The following is a 16,674-nucleotide window of genomic DNA, read 5'->3' on the forward strand; positions in this document are numbered from 1 at the left end:
TCAGCGAACCTTAACCCGCGGCGCCGGTCGACGCACGCCATGCGAGTCGCGGGCTGACGTGAACGCGACAAGAACGAAACAGGGGCGAATCGGCGCCCGTCCGCTGATTCGTGATTCGTTCCAATAGCTTGATTCGACTCTCGGTTCCGGCGGCGCCGCCGAGGCGGCGCCGCGCCGCACAACCAGAGCGGGAAACACGTTCCGCGACAGCCGAACCTCAGAGATTGGATTTCTCGCCCGGCGCTTTGGCGTCCCCATCGACGACGAAAGACGTCGCCGCGATGACGGCCGTTCCCATCTCGGTCCGAACCGAAATCTTCCACGGCAGCAGAGCGCGCGTGCCGGCGATCGGGGCGAGCCAGACCTCCATGTCCTTGTTGTTCTCCATGAAGGTCACCTGCCGGCGGCCGGGCTTGTGGCCGGCGATCGCCTTGTAGCTCGCCTTGCACACGATCACCTTGCCGTCATAGGAGCCCTTCACCGCGGGATCGCCTTTCGCGGTCTCGAAGCGGTCGTAGCGCAGCGTGACGTCGAAGCGCTGGCGGCCGTCGAAGATCGGCAGCGTCCGGTCGCAGGAGGACGGCGCCAGCGGATCCCCCGAGCCCGCCACCGGCATCACGAGCGCGCTCAAGGGATCGATCACGCCGCGCTTGTCGGCGTCGGTGATTGGAACGGTGTCGCGCGTCTTGGGCGGCGGCTCGACCGAAATCTGGGTGATCGCGCCTGCGGCGAGCGCGAAGCGGATGACCTGGCCCTTGTCGCTGGAGCGCGTGTTCAGCGCATAGGCCGCCGGCGTCACCGCCGCGTCATGAAGCGCGCCGCGGGAGGTCGCCGCTCCTCGTCCGCCTGTGATGAACCTCGCCAGCCCCGTCATGCGCAGGCTCAGATTGATGTCGTAGCCGGAGCCGTCGACGCCCGACTGCATCGACGCGGCGCCGATCTCGAAGCCTGCGAGGGTCAGCTGATAGCGCGCCCGAACCCGCGTTTCCGCGGCGGCTGGCGCTGCCGAGAAAACCGCGAGCGCCCCGGCGAGGGCGACCGCTGATGCGGCGCGGAGCGAAAGGCGCCGGTCGAACGATGAAAACGACATGGACGACTACTGGATCTCGATCGGGCCAAGCTCCGTCGGACGAAGCGACAACCCTGTTCACGACGACAGCCCACGACGCGCGCAGAGAGCCGCGGCAGGCGACCATCCATCCACGTTAAGCCAGATTCGGTCTATTGTGAGGCTTCGAATGCCGCGAGGCCGCGGTTTTCGCCGCGCCGCCGGACCGACGGTCCCCGCCGCGTTCTTGACGGTCGAGCGCCGCTCGTCTATAGCGCCGCCTTCTCATTTCAGGGCTCGCGGCGCGTGCGCCCCACCGGGCCGGAAGGTCCGACGGGATGTTCGTCGCGCTGGACCTGAGCAGAACGATCCAGGAGTTTCGCCCATGTCGCGGCGCTGCGAATTGACCGGCAAGGCCGTGCTCACCGGGCACAAGGTCAGCCATTCGAACCACAAGACGAAGCGGACCTTCCGTCCGAACCTCGTCAACGTCTCGCTGATCTCCGAAGCGCTCGGCCAGTCGGTGCGGCTGCGCGTGTCGGCGCACGCGCTGCGCTCGGTCGAGCATCGCGGCGGCCTGGACGCATTCCTCGCGAAGGCCTCGACGCTGGAGCTCAGCCAGAACGCGCGGGACCTCAAGCGCAAGATCGCTAAGGCCTCCGCCGAGCCTGCGCAGGTCGCCTCCTGACGGCTCGCGACCGCGGCGCCGGAACGCGCGCCGCAACGCTTCCTGACCTGATCCTGCCCGTCGCCGCGATGACGCTCGTCGTCGCGGCGTCGAACGTGCTTGTCCAGCATCCGGTCGAGGCGTTCGGGCTGGCGGACAAGCTCACCTGGGGCGCGTTCAGCTATCCTCTCGCCTTCCTCGTCACCGATCTGACCAACCGCCGCTTCGGGCCGAAGATCGCCCGCCGCGTGGTGCTCGTCGGCTTCGCGCTCGCCGTGCTCCTGTCGCTTGCGCTTGCGACGCCACGCATCGCGCTCGCGTCGGGAACGGCGTTCCTGGTCGGACAGCTGCTCGACGTGTCGGTGTTCGCCCGGCTGCGGCGCCTCGCGTGGTGGCGCGCTCCGCTGGTGGCGAGCCTTGCGGGATCCGCGATCGACACGGCGCTGTTCTTCAGCCTCGCCTTCGCGGGCGACGCGGAGATGTCGACGACGGTCGGCCTGCTCGGCGGCGTGGCCGACGCGCCGTTGTGGGTCAATCTCGCGGCGTTCGACTTCATCGTGAAGGTGTTCGGGGCGTTCGTCCTGCTCGCGCCCTACGCCGCGCTGATGCGCGTCGTGCGCCCCTTCGAGACGCCGCGCCCCTCTCGCTGAGCGTTCGCCGGCGGCTCAGATGGCCGGGCGTTTTTCGGTCTTCCAAATCGCGCGTCGGATTCTAAGCTCCGGGGGCGGGTCCGATCCTGGGACGGGCGCGAGCGTGGTTGACCTTCGCCCGCCGTTCACGCAAATCCACGGGCCGTGACGGAAGTCTAGATTGATAGCGTTTGTCTATCATGCGATGCGCATATGGACGATACTATCGGCTTACGCAGTAGTTTGGCTGAAGCGAAACACAAGAAACGCTTAAGCTAGCAGATGTAAGAAAAATGTGGCCAGCTGTCGCATAGTCAAATGGCCTCTCTCGTCTATAATGACGTTCAAAGAAGGTTCCTTGGAGGAAAAAATGGCGAGACGCCCCGGTCGCAATTTTCTGTTCGTTCCTGGTCCCACCAATGTGCCGGAGCGCGTGCTCCGCGCGATGGTCGTGTCGCAGGAGGACCACCGCTCGCCGGTTTTCCCCGACCTCACCAAGCCGCTGTTCGAGGGCCTGAAGAAGGTCTTCAAGACGAAGGACGGTCAGGTCTTCATCTTCCCGTCGTCGGGCACCGGCGGATGGGAAGCCGCTCTGTCCAACACCCTCGCCCCCGGCGACAAGGTGCTGACCGCCCGCTACGGCCAGTTCAGCCATCTCTGGACCGACATGGCGCAGCGCCTCGGCCTCGACGTGCAGGTGCAGGAAGAGGAGTGGGGCACGGGCGCCCACGAGGAGAAGATCGAGGAGGCCCTCGTCGCCGACAAGGCGCATGAGATCAAGGCCGTCATGGTCGTCCACAATGAGACGGCGACGGGCGTGACGTCGAACATCGGCGCCATTCGCAAGGCGATGGACGCCGCCAAGCATCCGGCGCTGCTGTTCGTCGACTCGGTCTCGGGCCTCGGCTCGATCGACTTCCGCTTCGACGAGTGGAAGGTCGACTGCGCGGTCTCCGGCTCCCAGAAGGGCCTGATGCTGCCGGCGGGCCTCGGTTTCGTCTGCGTCAGCCAGCAGGCGCTGAACCTGCGCAAGAACGCCAAGCTCAACAAGGTCTATTTCGACTTCCAGGACCACATCAACACCAACCCCGGCGGCTACTTCCCCTACACGCCCGCGACCCCTCTGCTGCACGGCCTGCGCGAGTCGCTGCAGTGCATTGAGGACGAAGGCTTGGAGAACATCTTCCACCGCCATCACGTTCTGGGCGCCGCCACCCGCGCGGCGGTCGACGCCTGGGGCCTCAAGCTCTGCGCGAAGTCGCCCCGCTGGCACTCCGACACGGTGTCGGCGATCCTGGCGCCGGACGGAATCGACGCGGCGAAGATCATTCGCCACGCCTATGACCGGTACAATCTCGCGCTCGGCGCCGGCCTCTCGAAGGTCGCCGGCAAGGTGTTCCGCATCGGCCATATCGGCGACCTGAACGAACTCATGCTGCTCGGCGCGATCGCGGGCGCCGAGATGTCGATGCTCGACAACGGCGTGAAGATCACGGCGGGCTCGGGCGTCGGCGCCGCGCAGACCTATCTGCGCGACAACCCGCTCGCGAAGCAGGAGGCTGCCCCCAAGGCGGCGTGATATCGGCTAACGTTCGGTCTCGGCGCGCGCCGTTTGGCGGGCGCCGAGATCGGCGATTTGCGCCCTATCATGCAAGTTCGCCACGGCTGGCCGACGCTGTCGGCCCAACAACAGGGGGTCGCCCATGACGCATAAGATCGTCTTTCTCGACCGCGAAAGCGTCGACGCCAACGTTCGCCGACCGAACTTCGAGCACGACTACGTCGAATACGACTCGACCTGGACGCCGGAGGACATCGTCGAGCGCCTCAAGGACGCCGACATCGCCCTCATCAACAAGGTGCCGATGCGCGCCGAGACGCTGAAGCAGCTGCCGAAGCTCAAGCTGATCGCCGTCGCCGCGACCGGCACCGACATCATCGACAAGGCGCAGGCCAAAACGCAGGGGATCACCATCTCCAACATCCGCGGCTATGCGTTCAACACGGTGCCGGAACACGTCATCGGCCTGCTGTTCGCGCTGCGGCGCGCCATCGTGCCCTACGCCAATTCGGTGAGGCGCGGCGACTGGAACAAGTCCTCGCAGTTCTGCTACTTCGACTATCCGATCTACGACATCGCGGGCTCGACGCTCGGGATCGTCGGCTATGGCGCGCTCGGCAAATCGATCGGCAAGCGCGCCGAAGCGCTCGGCATGAAGATCCTGCCTTACGACGTGTTTCCGCAGGACGGGCTTGTGGATTTCGAGACGGTGCTGACCCAGTCGGACGCCATCACGATCCACGTGCCGCTGACGCCGGACACCAAGAACATGTTCGGCGCGGAGCAGTTCAAGAAGATGAAGAAGCACGCGCTTCTCATCAACACGGCGCGCGGCGGCCTGGTCGACGAAGCCGCGCTGCTCGAGGCGCTCAAGTCCGGCGAGATCGGCGGAGCCGGCTTTGACGTCGTGGCCCAGGAGCCTCCGAAGAACGGCAACATCCTGTGCGACGCCGATCTTCCGAACCTCATCGTCACGCCGCATGTGGCCTGGGCCAGCAAGGAGGCGATGCAGATCCTCGCCGACCAGCTGATCGACAACGTCGAGAACTTCGTGGCCGGCAAGCCGTCGAACGTCGTGGAGTGAGCGGTGGCTCGCGCATCTGACGGCGCCGGCATCGACGCCTTGCGGGAAGCGTTCCTGAGGAACCTTCCCGCGCGGCGCTCCGCAGTCGGCGCAGGCCGCCAGCCTGGCCTGGCGAGCGGCGCCCAAGCCGCAGGATTTCGCTTTCCGCCCGCGACGTCGCGGGCGGCCGAAACAACAAAGCCCGCGACCGGGCGGGCGCAGGGAAGACCATGACCAAGAAGCTCCTGTTCCAATTCGACACCGATCCGGCCCCGAGCGTGTTCGACACGGTCGTCGGCTACGACGGCGGCGCCGACCACATCACGGGCTACGGCCACGTGACGCCTGAAAACGTCGGCGCCTATGTCGACGGCACGATCTACACCCGCGGCGGCTCGGAGAAGAAGTCGACCGCGATCTTCGTGGGCGGCGGCGACATGGCCGCCGGCGAAGCCGTGTTCGACGCCGTGCAGAAGCGCTTCTTCGGCCCGTTCCGCGTCTCGACCATGCTCGACTCGAACGGCTCGAACACGACGGCCGCCGCGGGCGTCGCGCTTGCGGTCAAGGCGCTCGGCGGGGACGTGAAAGGCAAGAAGGCCGTGATCCTGGCGGGCACCGGCCCGGTCGGCATGCGCTCCGCCGCCATGCTGGGCAAAGAAGGCGCGACCGTCGCCATCACCGGCCGCGACCTTGGGAAGACCCAGAAGGCCGCCGACGCGATCGAGAAGCGCTTCGGCGTGAAAGTCGAAGCGATCGAGGCCAAAAACGAGGCCGCGCGCAAGGCGGCGGTGGCGGGCGCCAACCTCGTCTTCTCGGCGGGCGCGATCGGCTTCGAGCTGCTCTCGGAAGAGAACTGGTCGTCGGAAGCCTCGATCGAGATCGTCGTCGACTACAACGCGCAGCCGCCGCTCGGCATCGGCGGCATCGACGCGATGGACAAGGCGAAGGAGCGTCACGGCAAGCTTGCGCTGGGCGCGCTCGGTCTGGGCGGCCTGAAGCTCAAGCTTCACCGCACGCTGATCGGCAAGCTGTTCGAGGCGGCCGACCAGTCCTTCGACGCCGACGAGATCTATGCGCTTGCGAAGGACATGGCGTGATGGCCGAGGACCAGGCGCTCGGCGCCTTTCTCGACGATCTCGCGAGCGAGCGCTCCACGCCGGGCGGCGGGGGCGCGGCCGCGATCTCCGGCGCCATGGGCGCGGCGCTGGTGTCGATGGTCTGCAACCTCACCATCGGAAAGCCGAAATACGCGGAGTCCGAGGCCGAGCTGAAGGAGGTCCTCGCGAAATCTGAGGGGCTCCGCGCGGAGCTGACCAAGGCGATCGGAGACGACGTGCAGGCCTTCGACGCCGTGATGGGGGCCTACGGGCTGCCGAAGGGCGAGACCGAAGAGGCCAAGGCGGAGCGCACGGCCAAGATCCAGGCCGCGCTGAAAGTCGCGACGGACGTGCCCCTGGAATGCGCCAGGCTCTGCGCCGAGGTGGTCAAGCTTTCGGCCGTCACGGCCGAGAAGGGCAACGTCAACGTCGTCTCGGACGCCGGCGTCGCCGTGCAGTCGGCCTATGCCGGCCTGCTGAGCGCCGCGCTCAACGTGCGGGTGAACGCGAAGTCCATCAAGGATCGCGACTTCGCCGAGGGCCGCCTGCAGGAGCTCGAATCCCTGCTCTCGGACGCCGGCGCGACGACCACGGCGACTTACGCGGCGGTCAGGGCCAAGCTGGACTGATCTTCCGCCTTCGGGCGGCCGAAGTCTGTCATCTCCGACTGTTACGAAAGTCGGGCGTGACGCGCACGCCAGTATATGTAAGAATATCTTAGGTTGTCTGAATGTTTCACTAAGAAAATCTGAATGACGAGGAGGCCGCGATGGACATTCACGAGTATCAGGCGAAGGAGTTGCTGTCGGGATTCGGCGTCGCCGTCGCCAAGGGCGCGGTGGCGTTCAGCCCCGACCAGGCCGTCTACGCCGCGACCGAACTCGGCGGCTCCTACTGGGCGGTGAAGGCGCAGATCCACGCCGGCGCCCGCGGCAAGGCGGGCGGCATCAAGCTCTGCCGCACCTATAACGAGGTGCGCGACGCCGCGAAGGGCATGCTCGGCAAGCGCCTCGTCACGCATCAGACTGGTCCCGAGGGCAAGCCGGTGCAGCGGATCTATGTCGAGGTGGCCGATCCCTTCGAGCGCGAGCTCTATCTCGGCTACGTGCTCGATCGGAAGGCCGAGCGCGTGCGGGTGATCGCGAGCCAGCAGGGCGGCATGGAGATCGAGGAGATCGCCCGGACCAATCCGGACGCACTGCTTCAGGTCGTGGTCGAGCCCGCCGTCGGACTGCAGCAGTTCGAAGCCCGCGAACTCGCCTTCAAACTCGGCCTGAACATCAAGCAGGTCTCGGCCGCGGTGAAGACGATCATGAACGCCTACCGCGCGTTCCGCGACACCGACTGCCAGATGCTCGAGATCAACCCGCTGGTCGTCACCAAGGACGACCGGGTGCTCGCGCTCGACGCCAAGATGTCGTTCGACGACAATGCGCTGTTCCGGCGGCCGAACGTCGCCGACATGCACGATCCGTCGCAGTCCGATCCGCGCGAGGCGCAGGCCGCCGAGCACAATCTCAATTACATCGGGCTCGAGGGCGAGATCGGCTGCATCGTCAACGGCGCCGGCCTCGCCATGGCGACCATGGACATGATCAAGCACGCCGGCGGCAGCCCCGCGAACTTCCTCGACGTCGGCGGCGGCGCGAGCCCGGAACGGGTGGCGACCGCCTTCAACCTCGTTCTGTCGGACAAGAACGTGAAGGCGATCCTGGTCAACATTTTCGCCGGCATCAACCGCTGCGACTGGGTCGCCCAGGGCGTCGTTCAGGCGGCGAAGGAAGTGAAAATCGAGGTGCCCCTGATCGTGCGGCTGGCCGGCACCAATGTCGAGGCGGGCAAGAAGATCCTCGAAGAGAGCGGCCTCGACCTGATCACAGCCGACTCGCTGTCGGACGCCGCGAAAAAGGCCGTCGACGCCTGCGACAGCTACAAGCAGCGCGCGGCCTGACCGGAGGAGACCATCATGAGCATTCTCATCGACGAAAAGACTCCGATCATCGTCCAGGGCATCACGGGCGACAAAGGCACCTTCCACGCCAAGGAGATGATCGAATACGGCACCAACGTCGTCGGCGGCGTCACGCCCGGAAAGGGCGGCAAGACGCATCTCGGCCTGCCGGTGTTCAACACGGTCAAGGACGCCGTGCGCGAGACCGGCGCGACGACCTCGATCACCTTCGTGGCGCCGCCCTTCGCGGCCGACGCGCTGATGGAGGCCGCGGACGCAGGGCTCGCCTTGGTCTGCTCGATCACGGACGGCATCCCGGCGCAGGACATGATGCGCGTGAAGCGCTACCTCTACCGCTACCCCAAGGACAAGCGGACCATCGTGGTCGGCCCGAACTGCGCAGGCATCATCTCGCCCGGCAAGGCCATGCTCGGCATCATGCCGGGCCACATCTACCTCCAGGGCAAGGTCGGCGTGATCTCGCGCTCCGGAACGCTCGGCTACGAGGCCGCCTCCCAGATGAAGGCGCTGAACATCGGCATCTCGACCTCCGTCGGCATCGGCGGCGATCCGATCAACGGCTCCTCCTTCCTCGACCACCTCGCCTTGTTCGAGGAGGACCCGGAGACCGAGGCCGTGCTGATCATCGGCGAGATCGGCGGCCCCCAGGAGGCGGAGGCCTCCGCCTGGATCAAGGACAACATGTCGAAGCCTGTGATCGGCTTCGTCGCCGGCCTGACGGCGCCGAAGGGTCGCCGGATGGGCCACGCCGGGGCTATCATTTCAGCGACGGGCGACAGCGCCGCCGAGAAGGCTGAGATCATGAAATCCTACGGCCTGACCGTGGCGCCCGATCCCGGCTCGTTCGGAACGACGGTCGCCAGCGTGCTGAGCCGGGCCCAGAAGGCGGCCTGACAGCCGCCGCCATCCCGCGGCGCGGCGGCGCGGGCCGCCGCGTCCGTCATCCAAGTCCCGCAGGGCGTCGATACAAAGCCCGCAGCAGTGGAGTTGAGCGATGACGCCGACCGCACAGACCCTGGCGCCCACGCCCGAGGCGCCGTTCGCCCCGCCCATCATCACCGGCGCCGACCCGCACGCCGCGACCGAGATCCTGTTCCACGCCCTGCTCGAAATCTGCAGACGCCACGAGCCCGAGCTCGAGGGCATCCTCAAGGGCGAGGCGGACATCAGCCATCTGACGCCCGCGCTGATCGGGCGCGCGCTTCAGCTCCAGAGCATCTGGTTCCGGCTGCTCTCGATCGTCGAAGAGAACACCGCGATGCGCCGACGCCGCCACGTCGAGCGCACCCGGGGCCGCGCCGAGGTCAACGGGACCTTCTCCAAGGTTCTCGCCGAGGCCTCCGCCGCGGGCGTCACGGCGTCCGACATCCACGACATGCTGAGCAGCCTCCGCATCCGGCCGACCCTCACGGCGCATCCGACGGAGAGCAAGCGCGTCACGGTGCTGGAGAAGCTGCGCAAGGTCTATCTTCTCCTGCGCGAGCTCGAGCTGCCGCGCTACACCGAGCGCGAACGCAACGCGTTGATGACCGACCTGAGCGACCAGATCGAGCTGATCTTCCTGACGGGCGAACTGCAGCTTGAGAAGGCGACGGTCGTTCGCGAAGTCTCGTGGGCGCTGCACTTTTTCGACGAATCTCTGTTCGAGACGCTGCCCGAGCTCCTCTATTCGCTGGAGGCGTCGCTCGCCGAATACTACCCTGACGCCGATTTCGAGATGCCGCCCTTCTTCCAGTTCGGCTCATGGGTGGGCGGCGACCGCGACGGCAATCCCTTCGTCACCTCCGACGTTACGCGGACGACGCTGAAGCGCAACGCCCGCGCCAGCATGCGCCGCTTCCGCACTTGGCTGAACGAGCTCGGCAAGTGGCTGTCGATCACCGAGCGCGTCCTGCCGACGCCGGTCTCCTTCCGCAAGGAGCTCAAGGCGCAGCTGGACGCCAGCGGCGACGGCGAGGCGATCGCCGCGCGCAATCCCGGCGAGCATTTCCGCCAGTATCTGACTTGCGCCCTGCGCAAGCTCGACGCCACGATCGAACGCAACAAGGAAGAGCCCGTCATCCTGCCGGGCCCCCATTACGGCGACGCCGACCAGCTGATCAATGATTTGCGGGGGCTCGAGAAGGGTCTGATCGAGGCGGGATGCCGGTCTCTCGCCGTCAATCAGGTTCGGCCGGTCCGCCGGATGGTCGAGCTGTTCCGCTTCTCCACCGTGCATCTCGACCTGCGCGAGAACTCCACCCGGACGACGAAGGCGCTGCAGGAGATCTGGGCGTCCGCGGAGAACGCCGAGCCGGAAGACGCGCCCGACGTCGACTCCGACGCCTGGCGCGCGTGGCTGACGAGCGAACTCTCCAAGCCGCGCGTCCGGCCGCGGGACCTTCCGAAGCTCTCGGCCGACTCGCGCGAGACTCTCGCGACCTTCGGCCTGGTCGGCGAGATGCGGGCGGAGCTGGATCGCGAGGCCGTCGGCGCCTTCATCCTGTCCATGACGCGCTCGGTCAACGACATCCTCGGCGTCTATCTTCTCGCCAAGGAGGCGCGCATCTATCTCGACGGAGCAGGCGTCGAGATCTGTCAGCTGCCGATCGTGCCGCTGTTCGAGACCATCGACGATCTGCGGGCGGCGCCAGCGATCATGAAGGACCTGCTGTCGATTCCGCTCGTGCGGCGCTCGGTGCGCTGGCAGGGCGGCTTCCAGGAGGTCATGGTCGGATACTCGGACTCCAACAAGGACGGCGGCTACTTCGCCTCCAACTGGGAGCTCTACAAGGCGCAGGCCAAACTCGCCGAGGTCGGCGTCCAGGCCGGCGTCCCGATCGCGTTCTTCCACGGCCGCGGCGGCTCGGTGTCGCGCGGCGGCGCGCCGACCGCGCGCGCGATCGAGGCCCTGCCGCCGGGTTCGATCCGGAGACAGTATCGGGTGACGGACCAGGGCGAGGTCGTCTCGTTCAAATACTCGAACCGCGGCACCGCGGCCTATCAGATGGAGCTTACGGCGGCCTCGGTGATGGAGCATCTCCTGACGTCGACCAAGGAGCAGTCGCCGGCGCGTCACGAATTCGACGACGCCATGGAGGCGCTGTCCGGCGCCTCCCGAGCGGTCTACACGCAGCTCATCCATCACCCCGGGCTCGTCGACTACTTCCAGAACGCGAGCCCGCTCGACGAGCTCGCTTTGCTGAACATCGGCTCGCGCCCCGCCCGGCGCTTCGGCGCGCGCACGCTGTCCGACCTCAGGGCGATTCCCTGGGTGTTCGCCTGGGCGCAGAACCGGCACGTCATCACCGGCTGGTATGGCATCGGCTCGGGTCTCAAGAATTTCATCGAGGTGCGCGGCGACACCGGCGAGGCGCTGCTGAAACGGATGTTCGAGAAGTCGAAGCCGTTCCGGCTCATCCTCGACGAGGTCGAGAAGACGCTGCGCATGGTGGATCTGTCGATCGCGCGCGAATACGCCAAGCTTGCGCCGGACGCGGCGAGCCGCGATGAAATCTTCGCCATGATCGAGGCCGAATATGCGCTGACCTGCGAGATGTGCCTGCGCGTGTCGGGCGGCGGCGAGATCGCCTTCCGCTACCCCGCCTTCCGGGAGCGGCTGGCGGAGCGGCTTCCGGTCATCAACCAGGTCAGCCGCGAGCAGGTCGAGCTGCTGCGGCGCTACCGGGCGGAGACCGACGAGTTCAAGCGCGACGAAGCGAAATCCGCGCTTCTGTTGTCCATCAACTGCATTTCCGTCGGCTTCGGCGCGACGGGCTGAGAAGCCGACCAAGGAGGAAACGTCCCATGAGCTTCACTCTGATCCAGCAGGCCACGCCGCGCCTGCACCGCTCCGAATTGGCCGTGCCCGGCTCCAATCGCGAGTTCATGCAGAAGTCCGCGGCGTCGAAGGCCGACGTCATCTTCCTCGACCTCGAGGACGCCGTCGCGCCCGACGACAAGGAGCAGGCGCGCAAGAACATCGTCGAGGCCCTGAACGACATCGACTGGGGTTCGAAGACGATGATGATCCGCATCAACGGCCTCGACACCCACTTCATGTACCGCGACGTGGTCGACATCGTGGAGCAGTGCCCGCGCCTCGACATGATCCTGATCCCGAAGGTCGGCGTGCCGGCCGACGTCTACGCGATCGACGTGCTCGTCACCCAGATCGAGCAGGCCAAGAAGCGCGAAAAGAAGATCGGCTTCGAAGTGCTGATCGAAACCGCGCTCGGCATGGCGAACGTCGAGGCTATCGCGCAGTCCTCGAAGCGGCTCGAGGCGATGTCCTTCGGCGTCGCCGACTACGCCGCTTCGATGCGCGCGCGCTCCACCGTCATCGGCGGCGTCAATCCCGACTACTCCGTGCTGACCGACAAGGACGAAGCCGGCAATCGCGAGTCGCACTGGCAGGACCCGTGGCTTTACGCTCAGGCCCGCATGGCGGTGGCGTGCCGCGCCTACGGCCTGCGCCCGGTCGACGGTCCGTTCGGCGACTTCGGCGACAAGGACGGCTATCTCTCCGCCGCCCGTCGCTGCGCGGTGCTGGGTTATGAGGGCAAGTGGGCGATCCACCCGAGCCAGATCGAGCTCGCGAACGACGTCTTCACCCCCTCTGACGCCGAAGTGGACAAGGCCCGTCGCATCCTGGTCGCCATGGAAGAGGCCGCCAAGGCCGGCAAGGGCGCCGTCTCGCTCGACGGCCGCCTGATCGACATCGCCTCGATCCGCATGGCGGAGGCCCTGATCAACAAGGCCGACGCGATGAAGGAAGCCGCCTGAGTCGGTTCGTCGGCCTTCGGGCCTGGAGACGTTGGAGCGGCCGGGCAGAAGCCCGGCCGCTTTCGTTCACGCGGCCGCCCTCGCCTGCTTCTGCACCACCGAGTGCTTGCGGCTGTAGGCGAAGTAGATGGCGAGGCCCACCGCCATCCAGGCGATCAGGCGGATCCAGGTGTCGAGCGGCAGCCCCGCCATCAAGGCGAGACAGCTCAGGATCCCGAGTATCGGGACCAGAGGCACGCCAGGCGCGCGGAACGGGCGGTGGGCGTCGGCATCGCTTCGGCGGAGATAGATTACCGCCCCGCAGACCAGCACGAACGCGAACAGCGTGCCGATGCTGACCATCTCTCCGAGCAGAGAGATCGGCAGGACGCCGCCGATCACCGCGACGCAGGATCCGATCAGGAACTGGCTGACATAGGGCGTGCCGAATTTCGGATGGATCGTCGAGAACACCTTCGGCAACAGCCCGTCCTGAGCCATCGTGTAGAAGATCCGGCTCTGCCCGTAGAGCAGCACCAGCATGACCGTCGTCAGGCCGGCGATCGCGCCGATCTTGATGGGCGCGGAGAACCAGCCAAGCCCGACGGCGTCGACGCCTTTCGCGATCGGCGCGTCGACGTTCAGCTCGCTGTAGGGAACCAATCCGGTCAGCACCGCCGACACGAGAATGTACAGGATCGTGCACAGGACGAGTGACCCGAGGATGCCGATCGGCATGTCCCTTTGGGGCTTTTTCGCCTCCTGCGCCGCGGTCGATACGGCGTCGAAGCCGATATAGGCGAAGAACACGACGCCGGCGCCGCGCAGGACGCCGCTCCAGCCATATTCGCCGAACGTTCCGGTGTTCTCCGGGATGAAGGGACGCCAGTGGGCCGTGTCGACATAGGCTGCGCCGAGCACGATGAAGCCCACCACCACCGCGAGCTTCACCGCCACCATGACGTTGTTGATGGTGGCGGATTCCTTGGTGCCGCGCGCCAGCATGAAGGTGAGGACCAGGACGATCAGCGCCGCCGGAAGGTTGAACAGCGCCGTAACCTCAGTGCCGTCCGCGAGCTTCACCGCCGTGCCCGTCGCCTTCGTCAGCTGGACGGGGATGTGGAGACCGAGATCGTTGAGGATGTTCACCGCATAGCCCGACCACCCCACGGAGACGGTGGCCGCGCCCATGGCGTATTCGAGGACGAGGTCCCAGCCGATGATCCAGGCGAAGAATTCGCCGAGCGTGGCGTAGGTGTAGGTGTAGCTTGAGCCGCTCACCGGAATCAGCGCCGCGAGCTCGGAATAGCACAGCCCTACGAACGCGCAGGCGACGCCGCCGAGCACGAAGGACAGCATGATCGCGGGTCCGGCGTATTTCGCTGCGGCCTCGCCGGTGAGCACGAAGATCCCGGCGCCGATGATGCCGCCGACGCCGATGGACGTGATCGAGACCCAGCCCAGCGACTTTGTCAGACTGTGCCCGCCGTCGTCTGCCGCGGCGATGCTTGCGAGCGATTTGCGAAGCGTCAGTTCCGAAGCCGTCATGACCCGCTCCTGCTGTCCTCCGCTCCGCCTGTGCGGTGCGGCAAGACCTAGACGATAGGGCGCGGGCGGCGGGCGCCGACTCAGGATGGCGCGGCATTCTCTTGGGCGTCGGGCGAGCGTCGCGTTTTCGTCGCGCTGCGGGACAAACCGCTCTATGACAACAACATGACATTCGACGCCGCTTTCGCGACGCGAGGTCGGCGCGGCGTCGGCGGAAAACAGCGGCGTTTCAGGAGGTGCGGGTTGAGCGACCGTGGGATTGGACTGGTTGAGAACTTCGATGCGACGAAAGCGGCGGGCTGGGTCCGTGCGGCGGAGCCGGCCAAGGTCTCGCTCTGCGTCAATGAGACGCCGCTCTGCACGACATGGGCCGCCCGTCCGCTGGAGCGGGACGGCTACGCTGACGCGCGGTTCTTCCGCTTCAACCTCAGCGACATCTGGACCTATGTGACGCCCGCCGACCATCTCTCGATCCGCGTCGACCGTACGCCGATCCCGATCGAGGGACACGGCGCCTATTTCGCGCCCGGACAGGCTGGTTCGAAGTCGTCGGGCGAGCTGATCCGACTGCTCAAGGGCGACCACGTCTTCAACAAGCTCGGCAAACTGCAGATCTCCAAGCTGCGCGACCGCCGCTGGCAGGACCGCGTCGGCGAGCTCTATGGTGAGCTTTACGCCGCGATGAAGGAGATCGCGGGCTACGACGTCTTCGCCTTCTACGGCACGATGCTCGGCGCGGTGCGCGCCGGCGACTTCATCGGCCACGACAACGACTTCGACACCGCCTACATCTCGGCGTTCCAGACGCCGGGAGAGGTTCGTCAGGAGCTGGTCGCGCTCTGCGCCGCCCTGGTCGAGCGCGGTTTCCACATCAAGCCGAAGCTCAGCTGCGTGCTCGTCAGCCACCCCGCGGCGAAGGGCGCGAAGATCGACCTGTTCCACCTCTATTTCGACGAGACCGGCAAGCTTGCCCTGCCCTTCGGAATCGCAAGCGACCTCACGATGCGCCGCGAGGACTATCTCGGCGTGAAGGAGGGATCGCTCGGCCGTCTCAGGGTGGTGCTGCCGCAGCCTGCGGAGCAATTCGCGGCCCTGATCTACGGCGAGGACTGGAAGCTGCCGAACCCAGGCTTCTCATGGAAGGAAGACAAGAAGTCGAACGACCCCGGCGCGCTGCTGCGGCAGGTTGACCGCAGCACGATCCACTGGAACAGCTTCTATGCCGACCGCGAACCCAGCGCGCCCTCGACGTTCTGCGACTACATCCGGACCTCGCCGCACACCTTCAAGCGCGTGCTCGACTTCGGCTGCGGCGACGGCCGCGACACGATAGGCTTCGGCGCAGCGGGCTTCACCTCCCTCGGACTCGACCAGGCCGAGCAGGGCGTCCGGCACGCCAGGGACTACGTCTCGCGCAAAGGTCTCGGCGACCGTGTGACCTTCGCTCAGGCCGACGTCGGCGACCACGATCAGCTCGCCGCGATCATCCAGCAATTTCTCGACGCCGACGCTTCGGGAGCGCCGACGCTGTTCTACAGCCGGTTTTTCCTCCATTCGCTGAATCGGGCGACGCGAGCGTCCTTTCTGCGGACGGTCGCGGGCGCGATGCGGCCGAACGACGTGCTGGCGCTCGAGTTCCGGACCGAGAAGGACAAGAACGTCGAGAAGGTCCACAAGGACCACTTCCGCGAATTCGTCAGCCCAGGCAAGCTGCTTCCCTTCCTCCGCCGGCTCAAGCTGAAGGCGGTGGTCGTCCAGACCGGCAATGGGTTCTCGCCCTACAAGGGCGAAGACCCGCAACTCTGCCGGATCATCGCGCGCCGGCGCTGAGCGTCCCGTTCTCAGCCAGCAGCCGCCGCGCGAGGCCTTCGGCGCCTTGGGTGACGTCCTCCCAGGTCGTGTCGAAGCCCCGGTCGTCGCCGAAATAGGGATCGGCGACCGCCTGGCCCGAGCGGCCCGGCGCATGATCTAGCAACAGGCTGAGCGCAGCCGTCGCGTCATGGGGCCTCAGCGCCCGCAAGGCGGCGAGGTTGGCGCGGTCGAGCGCGACGATATGGTCGAAGCGCAGAAAATCGGCGCGGCTCGCCTGCCGGGCGCGGTAGCCGGAAATGTCGATCCCGCGGCGGAGCGCGGTCGCGACCGCTCGCGGATCCGGCGGCTCGCCAACGTGCCAGCTTCCCGTGCCCGCCGAATCGACCTTGACGTCCAGCCCTTGGCGCGCCGCCTCCGCCCGGAACGCGGCTTCGGCAAGCGGCGATCGGCAGATGTTTCCGAGGCAGACGAACAGCACGGACCTGCGCGCGCGGGAACTCATCGCGCGGCCGCTTCCGGCGAACGCGAAGAAGC

Annotated in this window: 14 protein-coding genes; 11 read left to right on the top strand and 3 right to left on the bottom strand. The window is 66.6% G+C overall.

Annotation, left to right across the window (positions count from 1 at the left end; translation table 11 throughout):
- Nucleotides 1–217: 217 nt before the first annotated feature.
- Nucleotides 218–1,090: a DUF3108 domain-containing protein gene (locus ACO2RJ_RS16870; RefSeq protein WP_423269283.1), complete on the bottom strand. Its 873-nt coding sequence runs from the start codon at nucleotides 1,088–1,090 to the stop codon at nucleotides 218–220.
- A gap of 343 nt (nucleotides 1,091–1,433) precedes the next feature.
- Between ACO2RJ_RS16870 and rpmB the strand changes: the two genes are divergently transcribed.
- From rpmB to ACO2RJ_RS16920, 10 genes are all read left to right on the top strand, one after another.
- Complete coding sequence (rpmB, locus tag ACO2RJ_RS16875) at nucleotides 1,434–1,736, top strand: 50S ribosomal protein L28 (RefSeq protein ID WP_423269284.1); 303 nt, start codon at nucleotides 1,434–1,436, stop codon at nucleotides 1,734–1,736.
- A 68-nt stretch (nucleotides 1,737–1,804) separates the two neighbouring features.
- Nucleotides 1,805–2,365, top strand: coding sequence for a queuosine precursor transporter (locus ACO2RJ_RS16880; protein WP_423269285.1), 561 nt, complete (start codon nucleotides 1,805–1,807; stop codon nucleotides 2,363–2,365).
- A 349-nt stretch (nucleotides 2,366–2,714) separates the two neighbouring features.
- Nucleotides 2,715–3,923, top strand: coding sequence for an aminotransferase class V-fold PLP-dependent enzyme (locus ACO2RJ_RS16885; protein WP_423269286.1), 1,209 nt, complete (start codon nucleotides 2,715–2,717; stop codon nucleotides 3,921–3,923).
- A gap of 124 nt (nucleotides 3,924–4,047) precedes the next feature.
- The gene (locus tag ACO2RJ_RS16890; protein WP_423269287.1) at nucleotides 4,048–4,989 is read left to right on the top strand and encodes a D-2-hydroxyacid dehydrogenase; all 942 of its coding nucleotides are present in this window, start codon (nucleotides 4,048–4,050) and stop codon (nucleotides 4,987–4,989) included.
- 209 nt (nucleotides 4,990–5,198) lie between these two features.
- Nucleotides 5,199–6,065 (top strand): NADP-dependent methylenetetrahydromethanopterin/methylenetetrahydrofolate dehydrogenase, encoded by an 867-nt coding sequence (locus ACO2RJ_RS16895; protein WP_423269288.1) that lies wholly within the window; start codon nucleotides 5,199–5,201, stop codon nucleotides 6,063–6,065.
- A complete protein-coding gene (gene fchA, locus ACO2RJ_RS16900) occupies nucleotides 6,065–6,694 on the top strand; it encodes a methenyltetrahydrofolate cyclohydrolase (RefSeq protein ID WP_423269289.1) in 630 nt (209 codons plus the stop codon). Before ACO2RJ_RS16895 ends, fchA begins: the two co-directional genes overlap by 1 nt.
- A 140-nt stretch (nucleotides 6,695–6,834) precedes the next feature.
- Complete coding sequence (locus tag ACO2RJ_RS16905; protein WP_423269290.1) at nucleotides 6,835–8,016, top strand: malate--CoA ligase subunit beta; 1,182 nt, start codon at nucleotides 6,835–6,837, stop codon at nucleotides 8,014–8,016.
- Nucleotides 8,017–8,031: 15 nt separating this feature from the next.
- A complete protein-coding gene (sucD, locus tag ACO2RJ_RS16910) occupies nucleotides 8,032–8,931 on the top strand; it encodes a succinate--CoA ligase subunit alpha (RefSeq protein ID WP_423269291.1) in 900 nt (299 codons plus the stop codon).
- Between the two features lie 100 nt (nucleotides 8,932–9,031).
- On the top strand, nucleotides 9,032–11,797 hold the full coding sequence (locus ACO2RJ_RS16915) for a phosphoenolpyruvate carboxylase (protein ID WP_423269292.1): 2,766 nt from the start codon (nucleotides 9,032–9,034) through the stop codon (nucleotides 11,795–11,797).
- Nucleotides 11,798–11,823: 26 nt separating this feature from the next.
- Nucleotides 11,824–12,801 carry an HpcH/HpaI aldolase/citrate lyase family protein gene (locus tag ACO2RJ_RS16920; protein ID WP_423269293.1) on the top strand — a complete coding sequence of 326 codons (978 nt, stop codon included), beginning with the start codon at nucleotides 11,824–11,826 and terminating at the stop codon, nucleotides 12,799–12,801.
- Nucleotides 12,802–12,867: 66 nt separating this feature from the next.
- Here ACO2RJ_RS16920 and ACO2RJ_RS16925 read toward each other — a convergent pair whose 3' ends face one another.
- A complete protein-coding gene (locus ACO2RJ_RS16925) occupies nucleotides 12,868–14,328 on the bottom strand; it encodes an amino acid permease (protein ID WP_423269294.1) in 1,461 nt (486 codons plus the stop codon).
- Between the two features lie 243 nt (nucleotides 14,329–14,571).
- Between ACO2RJ_RS16925 and ACO2RJ_RS16930 the strand changes: the two genes are divergently transcribed.
- Entirely contained in the window at nucleotides 14,572–16,158 is a 1,587-nt protein-coding gene (locus ACO2RJ_RS16930) for a class I SAM-dependent methyltransferase (RefSeq protein WP_423269295.1), read from the top strand.
- Here ACO2RJ_RS16930 and ACO2RJ_RS16935 read toward each other — a convergent pair.
- The gene (locus tag ACO2RJ_RS16935) at nucleotides 16,139–16,642 is read right to left on the bottom strand and encodes a low molecular weight protein-tyrosine-phosphatase (protein ID WP_423269296.1); all 504 of its coding nucleotides are present in this window, start codon (nucleotides 16,640–16,642) and stop codon (nucleotides 16,139–16,141) included. The two genes, ACO2RJ_RS16930 and ACO2RJ_RS16935, sit on opposite strands and share 20 nt — an antisense overlap.
- Nucleotides 16,643–16,674 lie beyond the last annotated feature (32 nt).

Source organism: Hansschlegelia sp. KR7-227 (genome assembly GCF_049446035.1).
In the GTDB taxonomy this organism is placed as follows: Bacteria; Pseudomonadota; Alphaproteobacteria; order Rhizobiales; family Methylopilaceae; genus Methylopila.